The organism is Pantoea dispersa, assembly GCF_019890955.1.
Classification (GTDB): Bacteria; Pseudomonadota; Gammaproteobacteria; order Enterobacterales; family Enterobacteriaceae; genus Pantoea; species Pantoea dispersa.
This window is the reverse complement of record NZ_CP082346.1, coordinates 951,441-975,184: the sequence shown is the minus strand read 5'-3', so window position 1 is coordinate 975,184 and position 23,744 is coordinate 951,441. Positions and strand designations below refer to the sequence as shown.

The 23,744-nt window shown below is 59.2% G+C and carries 21 protein-coding genes; 2 read left to right on the top strand and 19 right to left on the bottom strand.

Features of this window, described 5'->3' with window-relative positions:
- Positions 1-19: 19 nt before the first annotated feature.
- Both K7H94_RS04410 and mltB read right to left on the bottom strand, forming a co-directional pair.
- Positions 20-355 carry a zinc ribbon domain-containing protein YjdM gene (locus tag K7H94_RS04410; protein WP_088516493.1) on the bottom strand — a complete coding sequence of 112 codons (336 nt, stop codon included), beginning with the start codon at positions 353-355 and terminating at the stop codon, positions 20-22.
- Between the two features lie 86 nt (positions 356-441).
- Positions 442-1,524, bottom strand: coding sequence for a lytic murein transglycosylase B (gene mltB / locus K7H94_RS04405; protein ID WP_031279678.1), 1,083 nt, complete (start codon positions 1,522-1,524; stop codon positions 442-444).
- A gap of 472 nt (positions 1,525-1,996) precedes the next feature.
- On the opposite strand from mltB, the gene mutS reads away from it, so the two are divergent.
- Positions 1,997-4,540 carry a DNA mismatch repair protein MutS gene (mutS, locus tag K7H94_RS04400; protein WP_058759752.1) on the top strand — a complete coding sequence of 848 codons (2,544 nt, stop codon included), beginning with the start codon at positions 1,997-1,999 and terminating at the stop codon, positions 4,538-4,540.
- A gap of 93 nt (positions 4,541-4,633) precedes the next feature.
- On the opposite strand, the gene rpoS is transcribed toward mutS, so the two are convergent.
- The 17 genes from rpoS to cysG all read right to left on the bottom strand — a co-directional run bounded on the left by rpoS (position 4,634) and on the right by cysG (position 22,474).
- Positions 4,634-5,626, bottom strand: a complete 993-nt coding sequence (gene rpoS, locus K7H94_RS04395) for an RNA polymerase sigma factor RpoS (protein ID WP_021507339.1) — start codon at positions 5,624-5,626, stop codon at positions 4,634-4,636.
- A 51-nt stretch (positions 5,627-5,677) separates the two neighbouring features.
- Positions 5,678-6,802: a murein hydrolase activator NlpD gene (nlpD, locus tag K7H94_RS04390; protein WP_222951713.1), complete on the bottom strand. Its 1,125-nt coding sequence runs from the start codon at positions 6,800-6,802 to the stop codon at positions 5,678-5,680.
- 166 nt (positions 6,803-6,968) lie between these two features.
- Complete coding sequence (locus K7H94_RS04385) at positions 6,969-7,595, bottom strand: protein-L-isoaspartate(D-aspartate) O-methyltransferase (RefSeq protein WP_222951712.1); 627 nt, start codon at positions 7,593-7,595, stop codon at positions 6,969-6,971.
- Positions 7,596-7,980: 385 nt separating this feature from the next.
- The gene (locus K7H94_RS04380) at positions 7,981-9,825 is read right to left on the bottom strand and encodes a glycoside hydrolase family 9 protein (RefSeq protein ID WP_215800725.1); all 1,845 of its coding nucleotides are present in this window, start codon (positions 9,823-9,825) and stop codon (positions 7,981-7,983) included.
- 11 nt (positions 9,826-9,836) lie between these two features.
- Positions 9,837-11,228 (bottom strand): OprD family outer membrane porin, encoded by a 1,392-nt coding sequence (locus K7H94_RS04375; protein WP_215481455.1) that lies wholly within the window; start codon positions 11,226-11,228, stop codon positions 9,837-9,839.
- A gap of 79 nt (positions 11,229-11,307) precedes the next feature.
- Positions 11,308-12,675, bottom strand: a complete 1,368-nt coding sequence (locus K7H94_RS04370; RefSeq protein ID WP_222951711.1) for a PTS transporter subunit EIIC — start codon at positions 12,673-12,675, stop codon at positions 11,308-11,310.
- Between the two features lie 30 nt (positions 12,676-12,705).
- A complete protein-coding gene (locus K7H94_RS04365; RefSeq protein WP_058771484.1) occupies positions 12,706-13,776 on the bottom strand; it encodes an SIS domain-containing protein in 1,071 nt (356 codons plus the stop codon).
- A 158-nt stretch (positions 13,777-13,934) separates the two neighbouring features.
- Positions 13,935-14,978 (bottom strand): LacI family DNA-binding transcriptional regulator, encoded by a 1,044-nt coding sequence (locus K7H94_RS04360; protein WP_222951710.1) that lies wholly within the window; start codon positions 14,976-14,978, stop codon positions 13,935-13,937.
- Positions 14,979-14,993: 15 nt separating this feature from the next.
- Entirely contained in the window at positions 14,994-16,037 is a 1,044-nt protein-coding gene (gene truD / locus K7H94_RS04355; protein WP_222951709.1) for a tRNA pseudouridine(13) synthase TruD, read from the bottom strand.
- Positions 16,034-16,516: a 2-C-methyl-D-erythritol 2,4-cyclodiphosphate synthase gene (gene ispF, locus K7H94_RS04350; protein ID WP_031279680.1), complete on the bottom strand. Its 483-nt coding sequence runs from the start codon at positions 16,514-16,516 to the stop codon at positions 16,034-16,036. The genes truD and ispF overlap by 4 nt, the downstream gene beginning before the upstream one ends.
- Positions 16,516-17,232 carry a 2-C-methyl-D-erythritol 4-phosphate cytidylyltransferase gene (gene ispD / locus K7H94_RS04345; RefSeq protein WP_021507349.1) on the bottom strand — a complete coding sequence of 239 codons (717 nt, stop codon included), beginning with the start codon at positions 17,230-17,232 and terminating at the stop codon, positions 16,516-16,518. Before ispD ends, ispF begins: the two co-directional genes overlap by 1 nt.
- Positions 17,233-17,235: 3 nt before the next feature.
- The gene (gene ftsB, locus K7H94_RS04340) at positions 17,236-17,553 is read right to left on the bottom strand and encodes a cell division protein FtsB (RefSeq protein ID WP_021507350.1); all 318 of its coding nucleotides are present in this window, start codon (positions 17,551-17,553) and stop codon (positions 17,236-17,238) included.
- A 170-nt stretch (positions 17,554-17,723) separates the two neighbouring features.
- Positions 17,724-18,044, bottom strand: a complete 321-nt coding sequence (locus K7H94_RS04335) for a DUF3561 family protein (protein ID WP_222951708.1) — start codon at positions 18,042-18,044, stop codon at positions 17,724-17,726.
- Between the two features lie 53 nt (positions 18,045-18,097).
- Entirely contained in the window at positions 18,098-18,703 is a 606-nt protein-coding gene (gene cysC / locus K7H94_RS04330; protein ID WP_021507352.1) for an adenylyl-sulfate kinase, read from the bottom strand.
- Positions 18,703-20,130 carry a sulfate adenylyltransferase subunit CysN gene (cysN, locus tag K7H94_RS04325; RefSeq protein WP_222951707.1) on the bottom strand — a complete coding sequence of 476 codons (1,428 nt, stop codon included), beginning with the start codon at positions 20,128-20,130 and terminating at the stop codon, positions 18,703-18,705. The genes cysC and cysN overlap by 1 nt, the downstream gene beginning before the upstream one ends.
- Before the next feature lie 10 nt (positions 20,131-20,140).
- Positions 20,141-21,049, bottom strand: coding sequence for a sulfate adenylyltransferase subunit CysD (gene cysD, locus K7H94_RS04320; RefSeq protein WP_021507354.1), 909 nt, complete (start codon positions 21,047-21,049; stop codon positions 20,141-20,143).
- A 9-nt stretch (positions 21,050-21,058) separates the two neighbouring features.
- Entirely contained in the window at positions 21,059-22,474 is a 1,416-nt protein-coding gene (cysG, locus tag K7H94_RS04315) for a siroheme synthase CysG (protein WP_059010912.1), read from the bottom strand.
- Between the two features lie 248 nt (positions 22,475-22,722).
- Here cysG and K7H94_RS04310 point away from each other — a divergent pair, with 248 nt between their 5' ends.
- On the top strand, positions 22,723-23,742 hold the full coding sequence (locus K7H94_RS04310; protein ID WP_058775990.1) for an aminopeptidase: 1,020 nt from the start codon (positions 22,723-22,725) through the stop codon (positions 23,740-23,742).
- Positions 23,743-23,744 lie beyond the last annotated feature (2 nt).

Below are 23,744 nucleotides of genomic sequence, written 5' to 3'. Positions count from 1 at the left end.
GCGCATCGCCGTCCTGCAATTAGTTCTTTTTCACAAACTCAGATTTGAGTTTCATCGGACCGAAGCCGTCGATTTTGCAATCGATATTGTGGTCACCTTCAACCAGACGGATGCTTTTCACTTTAGTGCCGATTTTCAGGGTGGAAGAGCTGCCTTTCACCTTGAGATCTTTCACTACGGTTACGCTATCGCCATCTGCCAGCAGGTTACCGTTGGCATCGCGCACTACCAGCCCTTCGCTGCTGTCATCCGCGCTGGCGGACCAGATATGGCCGCAGGAGGGGCAGTTCAGGTTATCACCCTCCTGCCAGGTGTAGTCTGCCTGGCAGGCCGGGCAGGCAGGTAAAGTCGTCATACATATTCCTCAGTGGTCGGTATGCGATGAAGAAGGCACCGCAAAACGGGCGCCATCTTATACCCTCATACTTTATAAGGACAGTATTAAAGCATGTTGCCCTGACGCGCCTGGGCGACCGCCTGCCCCAGCTGCCATACCGCCATGGCATAGTGCGTGCTGTGGTTGTAGCGCGTGATCACGTAGAAATTAGGCAGACCGTACCAGTATTGATAGCTGGTGCCGAGATCCAGCCGCAGCAGGCTGACCTGGCTGTTGCCATCCAGCGAACCCTGCGGTGCCAGACCGCTGGCCGCCAGCGTATTCACTGAATAAGAGGTTTTGAAACCGTTCTCCAGCGCCGGTGCCTGACCGCTGGCGGGCACGGCGACGTTTTCACCGGAACGCCAGCCGTGCGCTTTGAAGTAGTTGGCAACGCTGCCGATGGCATCCACCGGATCCCACAGATTGATATGGCCGTCGCCATTAAAATCGACCGCATACTGCTTATAGGAGGACGGCATAAACTGGCCGTAACCCATGGCACCGGCGAAAGAGCCGCGCAGATCCAGCGGATCGTCCTGCTCGGTGCGCGCCATCAGCAGGAAGGTCTCCAGCTCGCTGCTGAAGTAAGCGGCACGGCGCGGATAGCTAAACGAGAGCGTCGCCAGCGCATCCAGCAGACGGGTTTTGCCCATTACCCGACCCCAGCGTGTTTCCACCCCGATAATCCCGACGATGATCTCCGGCGGTACGCCATACACCTGCTGGGCGCGCTGCAGCGCATCCTGATACTGATTCCAGAAGGCGACGCCGTTCTGCACGTTATCCGGGGTGATGAATTTATTGCGATAGCGAATCCACGCGCCGTTCGGTCCGCTCGGCGGCGTATAGCTCGGCGCCTGTTGATCCATCAGGCGCAGCACGTAATCCAGTCGCTTCGCCTGACCAATGACCGCATGCAGCTGGTCGCGATTGAAGCCGTGCTTCGCCACCATCTGGTCGATAAATTGTTCCGCCGCCGGATTACCGGCAAAGTCGCCAAACATCGGCTGAATGGCGTGAGAAGGTTCCAGTAAAAACCCCCCTTTCGGTGCAGGCACAACGGCGGATTGCTGCTGGGGGGCAGGCTTACTGCTGCAGGCAGCAAGCAAACAAATAAGCGGAAGAAGAGCAACCTTAAAACGCATCGGATATCCATAAGCCAGATGAAACACGAATGCTCATGGTAATCGTTCAACGAAGCGACTTACAGAGCAATGTCGTAAATTTACGCCCGTTGTGATTCTGCAGTTATGACCAGCCATATCTCTGGCCAGGTAATGAAAACGCCGCTGAGGTAAGGGGTGCACTGACCGAACTGACACTTACATGTAGCGCGGCAGCGGCCTCGCCCGGCCGCGGCTAAGCGCCGGATTTGCGCGCTGGCTCCACAGTTTTCCCCGCCGCGTAAAATTTGCTTTTTACCGCCTGTCGCAATTTGATATGGTCGCCAGCCAGAAACATCGGCTGGCGGATGAAGCGGGCTGCGCAAAAATGCTAACATCTGCCCTTTCGTTATCCGCCAGTGTGATAACCATCCATCCCCGGCTGCCCCTGTCCAGCCAGCGGAAATCAAAAGAGTGAATCCTGAGTGAGAATGAGATGAAAGGAGCAGAGCAAATGGACTTCAGTGGCCACACCCCCATGATGCAGCAATACCTGCGCCTGAAGGCCGATCATCCTGACATCCTGCTGTTTTATCGCATGGGCGATTTCTATGAGCTGTTCTATGACGATGCCAGACGCGCATCGCAGCTGCTGGAGATCTCGCTGACCAAACGCGGTGCGTCCGCCGGTGAACCGATCCCGATGGCCGGCGTGCCCTATCATGCCGTTGAAGGCTATCTGGCGAAGCTGGTGCAGCTGGGCGAATCGGTGGCGATCTGTGAACAGATTGGCGATCCGGCACTCAGCAAAGGTCCGGTTGAGCGTAAAGTGGTGCGCATCGTAACGCCCGGCACCATCAGTGATGAAGCGTTGCTGCAGGAGCGCCAGGATAACCTGCTGGCAGCCATCTTCCAGAGCCAGCGCGGTTTTGGCTATGCCACGCTGGATATCAGCTCCGGGCGTTTCCGCCTTAGCGAGCCGGGCGATGTCGAGACCATGGCGGCCGAACTGCAGCGCACCAATCCGGCAGAGTTGCTCTATCCAGAGGATTTGCAGGCCATGACGCTGATTGATCAGCGCCGCGGGCTGCGGCGGCGTCCGCTGTGGGAATTTGAAATCGACACCGCGCGTCAGCAGTTGAACCTGCAGTTTGGCACGCGCGATCTCAGCGGCTTTGGCGTCGAGCAGGCGCATCTGGCGCTGCGCGCGGCGGGCTGTCTGCTGCAATATGTCAAAGATACGCAGCGCACTTCGCTGCCGCATATTCGTTCGCTGAGTATGGAGCGCCAGCAGGACAGCGTCATTATGGATGCGGCTACCCGGCGCAATCTGGAAATCACCCAGAATCTGGCGGGCGGCAGCGAAAATACGCTCGCGGCGGTGCTGGATAAAACCGTCACGCCGATGGGCAGCCGCATGCTGAAGCGCTGGCTGCATATGCCGCTGCGCGACGTGGCCACCATCACGCGTCGCCAGGAATCAATTGCCGAACTGCAGTCGCTGAGCGAAGAACTGCAACCGGTGCTGCGCCAGGTGGGCGATCTGGAGCGTATTCTGGCACGTCTGGCGCTGCGCACCGCGCGTCCGCGCGATCTGGCGCGTATGCGTCATGCCTTCCAGCAATTGCCAGAACTCAATACCCAGTTAGCGGGCGTGGCCGCGCCCCATCTCAATGTGCTGCGCGATCGGATGGGGGATTTCAGCGAACTGCGCGAACTGCTGGAAAGCGCCATTATTGAATCGCCGCCAGTGCTGGTGCGCGACGGTGGTGTTATCGCACCCGGCTATAACGCCGAGCTGGACGAGTGGCGCGCGCTGGCCGACGGTGCTAGTGACTATCTTGACCGCCTGGAGATTCGCGAGCGCGAAAAACTGGGGCTGGATACGCTGAAGGTTGGCTTCAACGCTGTGCACGGCTATTACATTCAGGTCAGCCGCGGACAGAGCCATCTGGTGCCTATCCATTACGTCCGCCGCCAGACGCTGAAAAATGCCGAGCGCTATATCATTCCCGAACTGAAAGAGTACGAAGACAAGGTCCTCACGTCGAAAGGCAAAGCGCTGGCGCTGGAAAAGAGCCTGTATGACGAGCTGTTCGATCGCCTGCTGCCGCACCTCGAAGCGCTGCAGCAGAGCGCCGCGGCGCTGGCAGAACTGGACGTACTGGCCAACCTGGCCGAGCGCGCCTGGACGCTCAACTATTGCCGCCCGGTGCTGCAGGAGAAAGCCGGGATTCGCATCACCGCCGGTCGCCATCCGGTGGTGGAACAGGTGCTGAAAGAGCCGTTCATTGCCAACCCGCTGTCGCTCTCGATGCAGCGTCGCATGCTGATCATTACCGGCCCCAACATGGGCGGTAAGAGTACTTATATGCGGCAGACGGCCCTGATTGCACTGATGGCCTGGATCGGCAGCTATGTGCCAGCGGAAGAGACGGTGATCGGCCCCATCGATCGCATCTTTACCCGTGTCGGTGCCGCCGACGATCTCGCCTCCGGGCGCTCTACCTTTATGGTCGAGATGACCGAGACCGCCAACATTCTGCATAACGCCACCGAAAACAGCCTGGTGCTGATGGACGAAATCGGCCGCGGGACGTCCACTTATGATGGTCTGTCGCTCGCCTGGGCCTGTGCCGAAAGCCTGGCGAATCGCATCAAAGCCATGACGCTGTTTGCTACCCACTACTTCGAGCTCACGACCCTGCCGGAGAAAATGGAAGGCGTGGTGAATGTGCATCTTGATGCGGTGGAACACGGTGACACCATTGCCTTTATGCACAGCGTGCAGGATGGCGCCGCGAGCAAGAGCTACGGCCTGGCCGTAGCGGCGCTGGCCGGTGTGCCGAAAGAGGTGATTAAGCGTGCGCGCCACAAGCTAAAAGAGCTGGAAGCGCTGTCGGGCAGTTCTGCCGGCTCAACGGTGGAGGGCTCACAGCTGCCGCTGCTGGTGGCGGAAACCTCGCCGGCAGTGGAGGCGCTGGAAGCGCTCGATCCGGACAGCCTGACGCCCAAACAGGCGCTTGAGTGGATTTACCGTCTGAAAACCCTGATGTAACCTGCCACCGGCGCGTGCACGACGCGCCGGCCTGGATGTCAGGCATAAAAAAACGGTGACCTTATGGTCACCGTTTTTATTGCCAGCTACGGCTTATTCGCGAAACAGTGCTTCGATATTCAGACCCTGCGTCTGCAGAATTTCGCGCAGACGACGCAGACCTTCTACCTGAATCTGACGGACACGCTCACGGGTTAAACCGATTTCGCGGCCCACATCTTCCAGCGTTGCCGCTTCATAGCCTAACAGGCCGAAACGACGTGCCAGCACTTCACGCTGCTTGGCATTGAGTTCAAACAACCACTTAACGATGCTCTGTTTCATATCATCGTCCTGCGTGGTGTCTTCCGGACCGTTGTCTTTCTCATCGGCCAGGATATCCAGCAGCGCTTTCTCGGAATCACCACCTAACGGCGTATCAACCGACGTAATGCGCTCGTTGAGACGCAACATACGGCTTACGTCATCAACTGGCTTATCCAGCTGCTCGGCGATCTCTTCCGCACTCGGCTCATGGTCCAGCTTGTGCGACAGTTCACGCGCGGTACGCAGGTAAACGTTCAGCTCTTTAACAATGTGAATCGGCAGACGAATAGTACGGGTTTGGTTCATGATAGCCCGTTCAATGGTCTGACGAATCCACCAGGTGGCATAAGTTGAGAAGCGGAACCCGCGTTCCGGGTCAAACTTCTCTACGGCGCGAATCAGGCCGAGATTACCCTCTTCAATCAGATCCAGCAGCGCCAGACCACGATTGCTATAACGGCGGGCAATCTTTACCACCAGGCGTAAGTTACTTTCGATCATGCGACGACGAGAAGGAATGTCACCGCGTAATGCGCGACGGGCGAAGAACACCTCTTCTTCCGCCGTTAACAGTGGTGAATAACCAATCTCGCCGAGGTAAAGCTGCGTCGCATCCAGAACGCGTTGCGTCGCACCCTGTGACAGCAACTCTTCTTCAGCTACTTCATTATCACCAGGTTCGTTCTCAACGAGAGCCTTCTCATCAAAAACCTCAGCTCCGTTCTCCTCGAATTCCGCATCATCGTGTAACTCATTAACTTTCAGCGTATTCTGGCTCATAAGCGGCTCCTACCCGTGATCCAAGGGCAGAACACCTAAGGTTCTGCCGGATTATCGCTGCGGTAAATAACGCAACGGGTTTACGGATTTCCCCTTGTAACGAATTTCAAAGTGCAATCTTACTGAACTGGTTCCGGTGCTACCCATAGTAGCGATTTTTTGCCCCGCCTTAACTTCCTGTTGTTCCCGGACCAGCATGGTATCGTTGTGGGCGTAGGCACTCAGGTAATCATCGTTGTGTTTGATGATGATTAAATTACCGTACCCGCGGAGCGCGTTGCCTGCGTATACCACTCTTCCTGATGCAGTGGCGACGACAGGTTGTCCACGCGACCCGGCGATATCGATCCCTTTGTTTCCGCCTTCCGCAGCGGAGAAGTTATCGATGATCTTCCCATCAGTCGGCCAACGCCAGCTTCCCACTGGTGTTGTGCTATTAGTTGTGCTGCTAACTGTGGGCGGTGCGGTAACCGGAGCTGTGGTCGTTGCCACATTATTTGCCCCTTTCGACGGCAGCATTTTCCCGCCTGTCGAACCCGAATCATCAGAATACGTAATAACAGGTTGCTGTGCAACAGGGGTGGATTTAATTTGCGTCTGATTCGATGCCACCGGAACGCCGCCCTGCGTGGCATCCGCTGCGGTTATCGCGTTACCACCGGTGATGGTCTGACCGTTACCGTTACCCACCTGTAAGGTCTGCCCGGCGCTCAGGCTATAGGGCGCCGCGATATTATTGCGCTGTGCCAGATCGCGGAAATCATTGCCGGTAATCCAGGCAATATAGAACAGCGTATCGCCTCGCTTAACGGTGTAGGTTTCACCGCCGTAGCTGCCTTTAGGAATATTCCCATAATTGCGATTGTACACAATACGACCATTTTCGGTGGTCACATTATTATTGCCACTAACCATTCCACCCGCAGGCGCGGCTGATGGTGTACCACCGCTTAACATTCCACCACGCGGCATCGCCGGCACGGTGCTGTTCTGCGCGGCGATCATGCCGCCGCCTGTGGTGGGAGAAGCAGCCATACCGCTATCACCGCTGTTGCTGCCAATCTGGCTGATGGGGGCTTGTGTGTTGTCGCCAGAGCTACAGCCTGCCAGCCAAAAACCGACCAGTGAAAGTGCCGCCAGACGGCGTAATTGAAATACTGTGCTTCCCGTGCTCATTGATCCCCCGTGATGGCAATCCTGGATAAAACTGTGTGTCGACGTTGACCGCATGATTCACTATCTGTGCCGTCAAAAACGCGCTTTCGCATTGATTAACAAGGATAGTAACAATATCAACTGCGCCATGCCATGTAACGATTGTGAAGAAATACGTAAGATGGCTTTATGCCAGATCGCCCTGAACCAGCGGCACAAAGCGCACCGGCTCAATCGTTTCTTCAATGATTTCACCACCCTGACGACGCAGGCGCTTAAGTACCTGCTGGTCCTCACCCACCGGCAGCACCATTTTGCCGCCTTCTCCCAGTTGCGCTATCAGCGCAGTCGGAATTTCTGGCGGTGCGGCAGTCACAATAATGGCATCAAACGGCCCCCGCGCGGCCCAGCCCTGCCAGCCGTCGCCGTGGCGTGTGGAAATGTTATGCAGATCGAGCTGCTTCAGACGGCGTTTCGCCTGCCACTGCAGCCCTTTGATGCGTTCAACCGAGTAAACGTGGTTAACCAGATGCGCGAGAATGGCGGTCTGATAACCCGAACCGGTGCCAATTTCCAGCACGCGCGAGGTCGGGTTCAGTTCCAGCAGCGCCGTCATGCGCGCCACCATATAAGGCTGAGAAATGGTCTGGCCGTTGCCAATTGGCAGCGCCACATTCTCCCAGGCTTTATGTTCAAAAGCCTCGTCAATAAAGCGTTCACGCGGGACATCAGCGATGGCTTTCAGCAGATGCTCATCGTAAATACCCTGCGTGCGCAGTTGGGCCAGAAGCGTTTCGATGCGCCGGTTTACCATACCGGGTTCACCTCAGCCTGGTACAGCCCGTCGCCTGCCCTCTTCCGCGCCGCGCCGGCGCCAGGATCAACCTGTCGTAATGTCTTCACGCCAGGGAACACGCCAATGCCGGGAGTCTGAATTCCATCATCGTTGCTGAGCCGTATCCGCATCTGATTCTGACCTTTTTCATTAACCGGTCCACCGACCGCCGCGCCCGTTTTGCGCCTTCAGCGGCGCAAGCAGTCCTGCGCTGGCGGCACAAGGATGTTTGCATTCTAGCGGTGAGGCGCGGGAAGTGGTAGGCGTAAATCACGCAACCGTCGGCAGTTGTCGCAACAATAAGCAGTCAAACGCAATGGCAACCGGTAAAAAGCCCGGCGAAAAGCCGGGCTGATTTATCACCTCAGTGACGATCCGGTAAGCTCACCGCATACAGATACCAGGCCGAGTGCGGCAGCCAGCCTTCCGCCCAGCGCCAGTCGTCATCCTTCCGTGTGACCGCATAACCTTCGTCAAAGGCGATACCGTCCGCCACCTGATTCGACGCGCCGGTGATGCCGTTGACGATACCGCCCGGCAGCGTGGTGTATTTCCACGAATTGAAGAACAGATAGCTGATGTGACGATAGCCGCTGCCGGTCAGCATGCTGACGTCGTACGGATTATGACCGAGGATCCAGTTGAGCTGATCCCAGGCATAACTCTGCAGCTGCTGCGTAAAGGCTTTATCGTCGGCAAACAGCGGCATCGCCTGACGGGCGGCGGCGGCCAGCGACGCGATACGCGCGTTTTCGCCCTGCCACCACGGCGCAGCTTCGCTGTCGTGCGGGAAGAAGAAGCTGGTGCGCTTCACGCCGTCTTTCAGCTGAATCAGCTGGCGCGCATAGCCAAACGGGTTATTGCTCTCTTTGGTGACCGCCAGCTCAAAGCCCAGCGAGCGTTTTACCGTCTGGCGGATGTTCGCCTGCTGCGCCTGCGGCGCGATGCGCGCGTACTCCAGCAGCGCAATCACCGGCAGACCGGCATCGGACGGATGGAAGAACGGGCGTTTTTCGCCGTCGGCACGCCAGTAGTCATGCCAGTTATCCAGCGACGTCAGTCGCGCCATCAGGCTCTCCGCGCGCTGCTGCGCCGCAGCCAGATACACCGCTTTTTGCGAGGCACGATACAGTTCGGTAGCCGCCAGCAGCGCGGTGTAATCATCCACGATGTTCTCTTTACCGTCGTTTACCATGCGCAGGTTATTTTTCTGCAGGAAGGCAAAGGCATCTTCTGCGGTTTGCAGATACTGCTGCCGCGTGAAGTTGCCGTCATTCTCCATGGTGCTGGCCAGCGCCAGCGCGGCAACTGACATGCCGGCACCGGAGCGGAAACTGGCCTGCCACGCCAGCGGGCCGACCGCCTCTTCTTCAACAATGGTGGAATCTGACTCCTTCTCTTTGATCTGCGTGCGCCAGTTGGGATTGGCGATCACCCGGTCCTGAGCCAGCTTCTCTTTGCCCGGCGATGAGATCGCCTGGAAGAAGGATTCCCCCGGCCGCTTCATGCGCACCAGGAAATCGGCACCGTACAGCCCTTCGTCGAGCATGCGCCGGCGATACTCGTCAAAGTTCGGGTTATCACGCGCCCCGAGATTTTGATAACCGCGCAATAAACTCCACGCCACCAGCGGCGCCTGCTGCGGATTGAAATAAGAGGTCAGATTCTGGTGCGACAGGTGCACGCCGTAATCGCCGGTGGCGTCATACCAGCCGCCGTGGACGTCAACCGTGCCGCTGCCGGTGCCCGGTGGCAGCGGCAGTTTGCGGTCCGCCTTATCGAACAGGCCGGTGACGCGCTGGCTTTTGAAATAGGCAATTACATCGGACAGCGTATAGCGCTCGAGCAGATCGGCACCAATAATGAACGGCCCGGAGCGCACATCGCCGTCGCTGCTGGTGGTTTGCAGCACGTAGCGGCCCGGCGTTTGCCAGCCGGAGAAATCGGCACGATAGAAGGTGCGATCGCCCCAGCCCGGCACGTCACCCTGCGGCTGCAGCGTGCCGCTCAGCACCGCTTTATTGGTCTCATTATCCAGCAGGGTAAATTTCACCGGCGGTTTAGCGCGCGAGTCGCCGGTCAGCTGCACGATGGCGTTTTTCGGCGCAGCAACATCGTAGCCGACCTGATTGATTAAAACGTGGGTTTCGGCGTGCGCCAGCCCGGCCAGTAACAGCGCTGCGGTCAGCGCGGAGAAGCGAATCCTCATGGTCATCATCCTTAGTGTCGTGAGTGATTGAACAGGCTAAAAGGGGCAATCATCATGAATTTAACGTCCTTTTCATCCTGGAAAACGTTGCCATAGCCGCCGCCCCAGCTGGGGTTATCGCTATGGTTGTTGTAGGCGGTGAGATGCAGCTTAAATACCGTGTCTTTGGCCCAGCCGGACTGCACCTGCCACACCAGATCGCCGTTGATGGCGGTTTCCGTCAGGCGCTGCTGCTGCGACCAGTCGCCGCCGCGCGCCGGTTTACCGTCCCAGCCCCAGGCGAACGAGCCACCGATGCTGACGCCCGGCCAGACGATGTCGCTGAGATCGATCATCAGGCCTGCAAACAGCGCTTTTTCGCCGTCGGCGTTGAAGTCAGAGCGCGAATCCCACCACATATCGATGCGGCCCGCGGAGTTGGGATAGATCGGCGTCATCGCCACGGTGTAGTAACCTTGTTTCCCCGGTGCGTGTACCGCGCTGCCCTCGAGCCGGAACTGGTAGCGATCCCACTGGTACGCCAGCGTCAGGCCCTGCTGCCAGGCAAATTCATCGTAAACATCATGGCGACCGGTACGATCCTGCGAGCCGTAGAACTGCCAGCTGACGCTGAACGGGTTATCCCACAGCGTGGTCTGGCGTGCCGCTTTGGCGAAATATTTGTCGAGATAATGCGGAGATTCACCCCACGCCAGCTCCAGCGTGTTGCCGTTTTTGAAGTCATACTTCGCGCCCAGCGAGTGCAGATAAGGAATGCGTGTTTGCCGGTCGATTTCGCGAAACTCGTACATTTTGCGATACCACGGTGCTTTGTACTTGTTGGCGCCCATCCACGACAGCGACAGCGCGCCGGCAGCGCCATAGTCATAGACCGCCCCGACTTCCACGCCCTGGTAGGTGCCGGGCAGAAATCCCCACTGGGTGCCAAGCAGCGTCTGGCCGCTCGGCTGGATATAACCGGCCCGCAGCCAGTAGTCGCCGGCTTTGAGTTTCAGCGCGGCACGGTAGAGATCCAGCCCGTTACGTTCGCCGACGCCACGGTCTTCCCACATCGAAGGCCCGTGACTGAAGCTGATCTCATTGGGATGCGCCGGGCTGCCTTCAAACAGATCCCAGGTGGCGAAGGCTGCCACATCAATGCCCACGGTATCGGCCAGATAGCCGGACTGATAATCGAGCGCGCCGGTCAGCGTGCTGTGATGCAGGTTGGTCTGATAGTGCTGATAGTGCGCGCTGTGCGGATCGAGATCTTTACGCTCACGGTGGCGCTGCCAGTAATAGACGGTGCCCTCCAGCGTGCTGTCTTCAACAAATCCTTCCGCCAGCGCCGGCGGTGCCGCGCCCAGCATCAGGGTGGCCAGCGGCAGCAGCGCTGCCTTTTTTCTCCTGGTGAATGTGTTCATGACCTTTCCTTAAGGTGCACGCGGCCCTGCGAAGCAGCCGCATGCGATTTCCCTGTTTTGGTGTTAACGAATTAGCGCATCAGGCGCCGGTTTTATTCACGCTGCGCAGCGTCCAGCGGCCGTAAATCAGCGTCAGAATGAATGGGGTGAGGAAAGCCACGGCAATTGCCGCCACTTCATAGATCATCTTCGACTCCGGGCCTTCGAACAGGCCGAGTTCAAACACGTTCAGCACCGGCAGGAAACTGTAGGTTTTCACCTGCAGCAGCCCGGTGATGCCACCGCCGAGCGCCGCGCCGATGCAGCCGAAGATAAACAGCATGCGGTACTTGAGATTGACGCCGTACAGCGCCGGTTCGGTGATGCCAAAGAACGCTGACAGCGACGCCGAGATTGCAATCTGCCGGTCGCGCAGGCTGCGGGCGATGAAGATAGCGCCGGTAACCGCGCCAAACTGCCCCATCACCGCCGACATAAACATCGCCATGATGGTGTCGTAGCCCTGCACCTGAATATTGATCAGTGCCAGCGGGATGATGCCCCAGTGCACACCAAACACCACAAATAGCTGACCAATGCCCGCCAGCAGCGCGCCGGAGATCATCGGGCTAAGCTGATAGAGCCAGCTGTAGCCGCTGGCGATGCCGACGCCAACGTAATCCGCCAGCGGGCCAATCACCGTGAACACCACAAAGCCGCAAATCAGCAGTGACAGGCACGGCACAAACACCAGCGCTGCCACCTCGGGGATCCACTGTTTCAGCCGGCGCTCAACCTTGCTCAGTAGCAGTACCGCCAGAATCGCCGGAATCACCGCGCCGCCGTAAATCTTCAGGTTGATGCTCAGGCCGAACAGCGCGAAGTGCGCCGGCAGATCCGGCTGGGTCAGCGGAAACACCATCGCCGCCGTCAGCGCCAGCGCGGTGAAACGGCTGGTACCGAAACGGTCTGCCGCGGTAACCGCAATAAACAGCGGCAGAAAGACAAACACGCCGCTGGCCAGCGCGTTGAACATGGCGAACAGCAGGTCATCGTCCGCCACCCAGCCCTGCGTCTGCAGCAGCACCATGATGCCTTTGATCACACCGATGCCGGCCAGTACGCCAATGTAGGGCGTAAAGATAGCGCCGAGCGTGGCCAGCATTTTACCCGCGACGCCGCGCTCGTCTTTGCCGGGCTTCACCGGTTCGGCCACCGGCGCTGCGCCCTGCTGCATCGCCTGATACAGCTGTTCGACCTGCGGCCCGACCACAATCTGCAGCTGCCCGGACGCGTTAACCACGCGGATGACGCCCGGCAGGCTACTGATGGCCGGCATATCGACACTGGCCAGATCGTTTATCGTCAGCCGCAGCCGCGTGGCGCAGTGTGAAATGTGGCTGATATTATCGTCGCCGCCGACCTGTTCCCTGATGGCCTGCGCCAGCTTCACGTAATCGAGTTTCATTGTTGTTATCCTTATGGCTCGCGCCCGGCGTTAGTCGTAATCACCCGGTTTGGTTTTGCTCTTCATCGCCACGCCAAAATCAGTGAATATGCGCTGCGGCAGATTGTTGCCTTTGGCTTCAGCGATGTGATGCGCGAGGATCTGGAACGGAATCACCATCAGCAGCGGCGCCATCCATTCGCTGACCTCCACGCCGAGCGCCAGCGTGCGCGCATCATCGCTCTCCCCGAGACACAGACTCCAGACGTGCGGCGTCACGCGCTGCTCATACTGGCGCAGCAGCTGCAGGCGTTCGCGCACCGGCGCCTCGACGTCGATAAAGAACAGCCGGTGCTGCGGATTGATTTCGAAATAGGGGCCGTGCATAAACGCTTCCAGTTCAATGCCCTGCGACGGCACGCGCACCGTTTCGCTGAATTTGGTCTCCATCTCTTTGATCACGCCAATCGCCGGACCAAAGCCAATCGAGATAAAACGTGGCGCCGCAGTGAGATCGTCCTGCCAGCGCTGCCAGAAACGCTCGGTGCGGGCGATGATGTCCGGAATTGCGTCGACGCCGCGCTGCAGTTGCGCCAGCGCCTGCTGCTCCTGCTCTGCGCTGAGGCGACCGCTGTGGCGCGCACTGTGCACGCCAATCAGCATCAGCGTCAGGATCGTGGCGACATAGCCTTTGGTGACATACCCGACGCGCTCTTCGCCGTTCATGATGTCTACGGCGTGATCCACCGCCTGCGCCAGCGGACTGGTGATTTTGCTGGTGATGCCCCAGGTTGCCACGCCGTGCTGTTTTTTCAGCGCGTCGATCGCTGCCAGCGTCGAAGTGCTCTCGCCGCTTTGTGAAATCGCGATCACCAGATCGGTCGCCGGATCCCACTGCTCGTAGTGCTGAAAATGGAACGGCTCCTGCACGCTGATGCGTACGCCGGTCAGTTGCTCAACGTAATATTTGGCGCTGAGCGCGGCGTTGATGCTGGAGCCGGTGGCCAGAATCAGCACAGTTTTTGCCTTGCCCAGCACCGGTAATCCCTGCGGATAGCACGCCAGCAGATGGCTCAGCACCTCGGGTTGCTGGTGGATGTAGGTCATCATGGTGGGTTTCATTACCGCTCCTTAAACTGTTTTCCCGTCAACCTGAAAACGTTTTCAGGTTGTGAGCCAACTTATTTAATGGCGCATATTAAGTCAACGTGAGGATCGTGAAATTGCGATCGCGCTTACAAAGCGCAACGAAAGCAGGCGGAACGTTTAAGGGGAGAAGATCAGGCGGATTCGCCGGGGATCAATACCGGCTTTAGCGGTGCGCTGCAGCGCGCGTGCGGGCTTAAGCTGCCGTCCAGCTGCGCCATCATCATGGTGATAATGTTTTGCCCCAGCTGCGGATTCTGGTGATCGACGCTGGTCAGGCGCGGGATAAAATACTCGCTGCCGGGGAAGCGCTCGCAGCTGATGACCGCTACCTGCTCAGGCACGTCAATGCCGCGATCGCGTAACGCGCGGATCGCGCCCATCGCCACGCGATCGTTGATTGCCACCAGCGCCTGCGGTTGCTCTGCCTGCTGCCACAGCGTATCAATCGCCTGATAGCCGTGTTCAGGATAGAAGTTATTCAGGCAGATCCAGCTGTCGCGCGGCGTAATGCCGGCCTGCTGCAGCGTGGTGTGGAAATGACTGACGCGCTCGCGCGTCACCCACACTTTGCGCGAACCGCCAATAAACGCGATATCACGCAGGCCGCGCGCCAGCAAATGATTCACCGCCAGCCCGACGCAGTGCTGCTGGTCGCGCATCACGCACGGCCAGCGGCCAGCAGGATGCGGCTGCCCCACCACCACCACCGCCATTTTGTCCATCAGCGATTCCAGCAGCGTCAGGTAGCTGGCCGGAATCGGCGCATAGTCGCTATGGCCGCCGAGCACGATCACCCCATCGATCTGGCTATCGATAATCGACTGAAAAATCGCGCTTTCGTCATCGTCGTGCTGAGGGCTGCGGTTGGCCGACTGAGTATCGTACAGGGTGATTTTGTAACCGATGGCCAGACAGGCCTGCTGAATCTGCGCCACCAGCGTGACGAAGTAAGGGTTAGTGATGTCAGAGACGATCACCGCGAGCGTATAGCTCTGGCGCGATATCATGCCGCGCGCCATCAGGTTGGGGCTGAACTGATGCTCGGCGATCACCTGTTCCACCCGCGTGCGGGTTTTTTCCGACACCCACGCATGCTTATTGAGCACGCGCGAGACGGTGGTAATCGACACACCGGCGAGTACGGCAATATCCTTGATGGTGAGATTTTTGCTCATCGTCGCCGGGTTCGCTTATTCGTCGCCGAGCGGGGCCGCCGCGCCGTTGCTCAGCAGCTCACGCACTACGCTGGTGGCAAAACTGCCGGCCGGCAGCCAGAACTGCAGCTCGAGCGTGACGTCATCCCACCAGTTCCACTGCAGATCTTTCGGCACCACCAGCATGGCGCGCCGCGCGGCATCGACGCGTTCACGCTCCAGCAAGCCGAGCAGATCGGCCGCGCCCGCCAGCTGCTGCTGTTCAAACACCAGCGTTTCGCCCTGAGTGCCCGGTTCGCCGCGTCCGGCCAGCGGTGCGGTGATGCGCAGCTCGTGGTTATCCACACGCTGCTGCAGCGCAGGTAACTCGTCCGTCTGGGCAACAAACCAGCTGCCGCGCCCGCTGAGCTGCAGCGCATCGCCGGGCTGCACGCGATCCAGCGCACCGTCACGCTGCAGACGCGCGCTGGTCAGTTGATTGAACAGCTGGCTGCGCGCCGCCGACAGCAGAATGCCTTTCATACTGCGGTCGCGTGGACGGAATTTGTCGTCTGCCCACAGCCGCGCCTGCGTCAGGTTATTGCCGCCGCGGCCAAAGCGCTGTTCGCCAAAGTAGTTGGGCACGCCCTGCTGCTGAATCTGCTGCAGCCGCGATTCCACCTGCGCGCGATCGGACACCTGACGTACCACCAGACGAAACGCATTGCCCGCCAGCGCGCCGGTGCGCAGTTTACGCTTGTGGCGAATCACCTGCAGGATCTCCACGCCTTCCAGCTGGAAGCCGGCAAGGTTGGGCATCGCCGTGCCCGGCACGCGGAAGCACAGCGTCTGCTCGGTGACCGCGTGGCGATCTTTCATGCCGGCATAGCTGAGATCGCGCTGATGCACGCCGAGGAATTTGGCGATTGCCTCAGCGACAAAACGCGTGTTGCAGCCAATTTTGCGGATGCGCACCAGCAGCTGTTCGCCTTCGCCATCATAGGGATAGCCGAGATCTTCAATCACTACGAAATCTTCGGGACTGGCTTTGATCACCCCGGTAGCAGCGGGTACGCCGTGCAGGTAGAGCAGTTCACTCATGCCCGATCGGCCTTCACCAGCAGCGCCACGGCTTCGCAGGCGATGCCTTCACCGCGACCGGTGAAGCCCAGCTTCTCGGTGGTGGTGGCTTTGACGTTGACATCATCCATGTGGCAACCGAGATCTTCGGCGATGTTGACGCGCATCTGCGGCACGTGCGGCAGCATTTTCGGTGCCTGAGCGATGATGGTGACATCGACGTTGCCGATGCGGTAGCCCTTCTGCTGGATGCGGCGCCAGGCTTCGCGCAGCAAACCGCGGCTGTCGGCGCCTTTGAATGCCGGATCGGTATCCGGGAACAGTTTGCCGATGTCGCCCATTGCCACCGCGCCCAGCAGCGCGTCGGTCAGCGCATGCAGCGCCACATCGCCGTCTGAATGCGCAATAAAGCCCTGTTCGAAGGGAATACGCACCCCGCCAATCACCAGCGGACCTTCGCCGCCAAACGCGTGCACGTCAAAACCGTGACCGATACGCATCATGCGTGCTCCTTTAACTGAATCTGAGTGAGATAGAAGGCCGCCAGCGCCAGATCTTCCGGCCGCGTTACCTTAATATTGTCGCTGCGTCCGCTGACCAGCTCAGGATGATAACCGCAGTACTCCAGCGCCGAGGCTTCATCAGTGATGGTCGCGCCTTCATTGAGCGCGCGCGTCAGGCAGGCGGTCAGCAACGCATGCGGGAAAAACTGCGGCGTCAGCGCATGCCACAAATCATCGCGTTCGACGGTATGCGCAATGGCACCTTTGCCGGGCTCCGCGCGCTTCATGGTGTCGCGCACCGGTGCCGCCAGAATCGCGCCAACTTTGCTGTGCTCACGCACCGCCAGCAGACGCGCTAAATCATCGGGATGCAGACATGGACGCGCCGCGTCGTGCACCAGCACCCAGGCGCTGTGGCGGATGGTCTGTAATCCCGCCAGCACCGATTCGGCGCGGGTTTCGCCGCCGGTGACGCGCAGCACGCGGGCATCCTGCGCCAGCGGCAGGCTATCGAACCAGCCGTCATCCGGGCTGACTGGCACCACCACCTGCTTTACCGCCGGATGCGCCAGCAGGCGCGCCACGCTGTGCTCGAGCAGGGTTAACGGACCGATAGTGAGATACTGCTTCGGACAGGCGGCCTGCATGCGGCTGCCGATACCGGCAGCCGGCACCACGGCAATCACATCCGCAGAGGAAGAGAGCTGATTCATGGTTTATCGTTGTTGGTTCTGCGCCGCTTGTTGCGCATTACGTTTGTTTTGGTCTGGCACCAGACGATAGAAAGTCTCGCCAGGCCTGATCATGCCCAGCTCGCTGCGTGCGCGTTCCTCAATCGCCTCTGAACCGCCATTGAGGTCGTCAATTTCGGCAAACAGCTGATCGTTACGCGCTTTGAGTTTGGCGTTATTCGCCTGTTGTGACGCCACGTCTTCGCTGACGCGCGTGTAATCATGGATACCGTTCTTGCCCAGCCACAGAGAGTATTGCAACCATCCCAGCAGCACGAGCAGCAGTAACGTCAGTTTTCCCATCCCCGCCCCCTGAAAAACGGCTCAATCATCCCATAACTTGACGCCGGACTCCACTGCGGCAGCGAAAATGGCGCGCAAGCAGATTTGTCTGGACAAATAATGACGGGGAAAGCACCGGACGGCAGGTAAAGTTTTGTAACCTGCCGATGCGTTTGCACATCAGCGCCGGATTACCAGCCGGAGAGTAAGGAGAACAGCAGCCAGAACAGGCACACCACCACCAGGGCGGTGATCAGGCCGCTCCACCACAGCCGGCCACGCAGCATCAGGCTGAGCACGATGCCAATCAGCACCGAAACCGGCAGCAGCGCGAGGAAAAAAGGCCAGGTGTAGAGAAAGAAAAACAGCGTGTTAGAGCCGTACAGCAGAAACGGGATGCCCAGCGCACACCAGTACGAGAGAAAGCCGATCACGCCGCCCGGCAACGATGAGCGTGGCTCATCCGGGGTGCGTTCATCTTTGCGTGCCAGCATGGGGGTAACGTTCTGCATAGAGATCCTGTTGACGCTAAGCGCGGCAAACCGTGAGATTTGCCGCTGTCGGTTCAGGATCTGATGATATCGTGGTGGCGCAGCAGGTCTAACAATTGGCCGGTCAGTTTTGTAACCAATTGTTCACCATCCAGCTGGATTTCCGGCGCGTCTGGCGCCTCGTAAACGCTGTCGATACCGGTGAAGTTACGCAGCTCGCCGGCACGGGCTTTTTTATACAAGCCTTTCGGATCGCGTGCTTCGCACACCGCCAGCGGCGTATCGACGAACACCTCGATAAACTGCCCGTCACCGAGCAGATCGCGCACCATCTGGCGCTCGGCACGGTGCGGCGAGATGAACGCCGTCAGCACCACCAGTCCGGCATCCACCATCAGTTTCGCCACTTCACCCACGCGCCGGATATTCTCTTTGCGGTCTTCATCGCTGAAACCGAGATCGCGGCACAGGCCGTGACGCACATTGTCGCCGTCCAGCAGATAGGTGCTGACGCCCAGCCGGTGCAGCGCCTGCTCCAGCGCACCGGCCACGGTAGATTTACCCGAGCCAGAGAGCCCGGTAAACCACAGCACCACGCCACGATGGCCGTGCTGCTGTTCGCGTTCAGCGCGCGTGACCGGATGGTCATGCCACACCACGTTTTCGTCGTGCTGCGCCATTACTGACCGCCCAGCAGGTCGCGTGCGTTCCAGTGCGGGAAGTGACGGCGCACCAGCGCGTTCAGCTCCAGCTCGAAATCACTGTACTGGCCAGCCTGACTGCGCGCGGCGCTCAGCGGCTGATGGATCATGCCGGCACCGACGGTCACGTTGCTCAGGCGATCGATAAAGATCATGCCGCCGGTCACCGGGTTCTGCTGGTAAGCATCCAGCACCATCGGTTCATCAAACGTCACTTCTACCAGACCGATGCCGTTGAGCGGCAGGCTGTCGACCGCGCGTTTTTCCAGCGTATTGATCTCCACCTGATGGAGAATCTTTTCGACGCGGCCACGCGCTTTCTTGCCGGCAATTTTCACTTCATAGCTTTGTCCCGACTGCAGCGGCTGTTCCGCCATCCACACCACGTCGACGGTCGCGGACTGCACCGCCTGCAAATCGGCTGCGGCATCCACCAGCAGATCGCCACGGCTGATGTCGATCTCATCGTTCAGCATCAGGGTAATCGCCTCACCGGCGGCCGCCTGCTGCAGGTCGCCGTCAAAGGTGACGATACGCGCAACGCTGGATTCCACGCCAGACGGCAGCACTTTCACTCGCTGGCCGACGCTGACCACGCCCGATGCCAGCGTACCGGCATAGCCGCGGAAGTCGAGGTTCGGCCGGTTAACATACTGCACCGGGAAGCGCATCGGCTGCGTGTCGACCACGCGCTTCAGCTCTACCGTCTCCAGCACGTCGAGCAGCGTCGGGCCGCTGTACCACGGCATGGTTACGCTCGGGGTGGCGACGTTATCGCCTTCCAGCGCCGACATCGGCACAAAGCGGATATCAAGATCGTCCGGCAGCTGCGCGGCAAAATCGAGGTAATCCTGTTTGATCTGCTCGAAGGTCTCCTGGCTGTATGCCACCAGATCCATCTTGTTGATCGCCACCACCAGATGTTTGATGCCCAGCAGCGTGGCGATAAAGCTGTGGCGACGGGTCTGATCCAGCACGCCTTTGCGCGCATCGATCAGCAGGATCGCCAGATCGCAGGTTGAGGCACCGGTCGCCATGTTGCGGGTGTACTGCTCGTGCCCCGGCGTGTCGGCGATGATGAATTTGCGCTTCTCGGTGGAGAAATAGCGATAGGCCACATCGATAGTGATGCCCTGCTCGCGCTCGGCCTGCAGGCCATCAACCAGCAGCGCCAGATCGAGTTTCTCGCCCTGGGTGCCGTGGCGTTTGCTGTCATTGTGCAGCGACGACAGCTGATCTTCATAAATCTGGCGCGTATCGTGCAGCAGACGGCCAATCAGCGTACTTTTGCCGTCGTCGACGCTGCCGCAGGTGAGGAAACGCAGCAGGCTTTTGTGTTGTTGCGCGGTCAGCCAGGCTTCAACGCCGCCCTGCTCGGCAATCTGTTGGGCAATAACGGTATTCATCGGCGTCTCCTTAGAAATAACCCTGACGTTTTTTCAGTTCCATCGAACCGGCCTGGTCGCGGTCAATCACGCGCCCCTGACGTTCACTGGTGGTGGAGACCAGCATCTCTTCAATGATTTCCGGCAGCGTCTGCGCCTCGGATTCCACCGCGCCGGTCAGCGGCCAGCAGCCGAGGGTACGGAAGCGCACCATACGCTGCTTAATCACTTCTCCCGGCTGCAGGTTGATACGATCGTCATCAATCATCATCAGCATGCCGTCGCGCTCCAGTACCGGGCGCGGTGCAGCCAGGTACAGCGGCACGATTTCGATGTTTTCCAGGAAGATGTACTGCCAGATATCCAGCTCGGTCCAGTTGGAGAGCGGGAACACGCGAATGCTTTCGCCTTTGTTGATCTGGCCATTGTAGTTGTGCCACAGCTCCGGACGCTGGTTCTTCGGATCCCAGCGGTGGAAACGATCGCGGAACGAATAGATACGCTCTTTGGCGCGCGACTTCTCTTCGTCACGACGTGCACCACCGAACGCTGCATCAAAACCATATTTGTTCAGTGCCTGCTTCAGGCCCTCGGTTTTCATGATGTCGGTATGTTTGGCGCTGCCGTGCACGAACGGGTTGATACCCATCGCCACGCCTTCCGGGTTACGGTGCACCAGCAGCTCTGCGCCCATCGCTTTCACGGTGCGATCGCGGAACTCGTACATTTCACGGAATTTCCAGCCGGTATCAACGTGCAGCAGCGGAAACGGCAGCGTGCCCGGATAGAAGGCTTTGCGCGCCAGATGCAGCATCACCGAGGAGTCTTTACCGATGGAGTACATCATCACCGGATTGCTGAACTCGGCCGCCACCTCGCGGATGATATGGATACTCTCTGCCTCCAGCTGGCGCAGATGAGTGAGACGATTTTGGTCCATAATTTTTCCTCAAGCCAAATTGACAACGGCGGACTCGCGAGCCCCCTGCTGTGCCGAATGTTGGAACCAGGCAAGTTGCCCGTGCAGATTCACCACTTCGCCAATCACTAATAGCGCTGGCGTTGGCGCGGCAGCAGCCAGCGCCTCGAGTTGTGCTAAGGTGCCGGTCAGCACCTGTTGATCCTGACGCGTGCCGCGACCAATCACCGCCACTGGCGTTGACGGCGCGCGGCCGTGTTCGATCAGCCCGGCGGCAATTTCCGCCGCTTTCACCGTGCCCATGTAAATTGCCAGCGTCTGCCGCGCGCGCGCCAGCGACGGCCAGTCGATACCGTCGCCGTCGGCGCGGCAGTGACCGGTAATAAACAGCACGCTCTGGGCATAATCGCGGTGGGTTAACGGAATACCGGCATACGCGGTAGCACCCGCGGCCGCGGTGATGCCCGGCACCACCTGGAACGGAATGCCCGCCGCCTGCGCCGCCTGCAGCTCTTCGCCGCCGCGGCCAAAAATAAACGGATCGCCGCCTTTCAGGCGCACCACGCGCTTGCCCTGCTGCGCCAGCGTCACCAGCAGCTGATTGGTCTCTTCCTGCGGCACCGAATGGGCGCCGGCGCGTTTGCCGACGCAGATACGATCGGCATCGCGTCTTACCAGCTCCAGCACCTCGTCGCTGACCAGATGGTCATACAGCACCACGTCGGCCAGCTGCATCACCTGCAGCCCGCGCAGCGTCAGCAGACCGCTGTCGCCCGGTCCGGCACCGACCAGCGTGATTTCACCCTGATTATCGGAGGTGTTTTCCAGTTCACGATCGAGCGTGCGGCGCGCCTCGTTGACGTTACCCGCCGCCATCTGGCTGGCAAACAGGCCATTAAAAGCCCGCTCCCAGAAGCGACGACGGTCAGACATTTTGTGGTAGCGCTGTTTGACTTTGTCGCGCCACTGACCGGCCACTTCGGCCATCTGTCCGAGATTGGCGGGCAGCAGCGCTTCGATTTTTTCACGCAGCAGACGCGCCAGCACCGGCGCGGTGCCGCTGGAGGAGATCGCCACTACCAGCGGTGAGCGGTCAACAATCGACGGGAAGATAAAGCTGCATTTTGGCTGGTCGTCGACCACATTCACCAGCTTGTGGCGCGCATTAGCGGCATCAAATACCTGCGCGTTGAGGGCGTTATCGTCGGTGGCGGCAATCACGAGGAAAACATCGTCCAGCTGCGCCGCGTCGAAGTGCTGAGCAATCCACTCGATGGCGTTAATGTCGCGCAGCGCCTGCAGTTCATGGCCGAGCTCGCGCGCGGCTACCCGCACGTGCGCACCGGCACGCCGCAGCAGCTCAATTTTACGCGCAGCGATTTCGCCACCGCCGACCACCAGCACCGGACGGCTTTTGAGATCGGCAAAGAGAGGCAAGTAATCCACGTTAACCTTGTTAGTTTTACAATAAGTTAACGCGACTATACGTCCCCGCCTTCTGGCAGATGAAATTACGAATTAGCATGAGTAGTTACCAAATGGAATAACGCACCGGGATTGCTGATAACAATTTGTGCTTAACAAATGATATTGCTGGTGTTTCGGAGCGATACAAATTGTGCAGGCGGCGTCACAGTTTCATACTAACTCAGAATTTTTTTACCCTGACGGGATGTCAGAAAAGGACAACCACTATGTTTGCCACTCTCCGCCGCAGCGTGCTGGCAGCACTGATTGCCGGCGGTTTGCCTCTTTTGGCGCAGGCTGCAGCGATCGCCCCTGGCCACTTTGCCGAACAGCAGCTGCGTCACATCGCTACCTATTTCCCCGGCCGCATGAGCGGCAGCCCCGCCGAGCTGATGACGGCAGATTATCTGCAGCAGCAGTTCACTCAGCTTGGTTATCAGAGCAATACCCGGCAGTTTAATACCAGCTACAACTGGCTGGAGAAACAGGGCATCACGCGCCGCCATAAAGTGACGGCGACCTCGGTGATCGCCGCACGCGCCGGCAGCGTGCCGCAGGAGATTCTGATCGTCACCCATCTGGATACCTGGACGCCGCTCAGCCAGCACGAGGCAGACAATAATCTCGGCGGCCTGCGTTTGCAGGGCGTGGACGATAACGCTTCCGGGCTGGGCGTGATGCTGGAGCTGGCGCAGGCGCTGAGTCAAACGCCGCTGCACTATGGCGTGCGCTTTGTGGCGCTGAGCGCAGGCGAAGCCGGTTTACACGGTATGGATGATTATCTGGCGCGCATGAGCGTGCAGGAGAAGAAAGATACGCTGCTGGTGATCGATCTGAATAGCCTGATCGTTGGCGATCGCCTCTACTTTAATAACGGCATGAATACGCCAGCGGCAGTACGCAAGCAGACCAGCGCGCGCGCCCTGCAGATTGCGCACCGTTACGGCATCACGGCCGCCAGCCACGTGCTGACCGCACGCGATTACCCGGGCGTTAATCCGTTTGATAAAGCCGGGATTCCGCTGCTGGACGTTACCGCAGCCAACTGGGCGCTGGGCAATAAAGCCGGTGAGCAGCAGCGTGCACGTTCACCGCATTTTCCGGAGGGTACGGTGCGCCACCAGACCGGGCGCGATAATCTGACTTACATCGACCACTGGCTGCCGGGGCGCATCCATCAGCGCACGCGCGACAGCGTACGCATTTTGCAGCCGCTACTGACGGAGCTGGCTAATCCGACGTTGTAAGA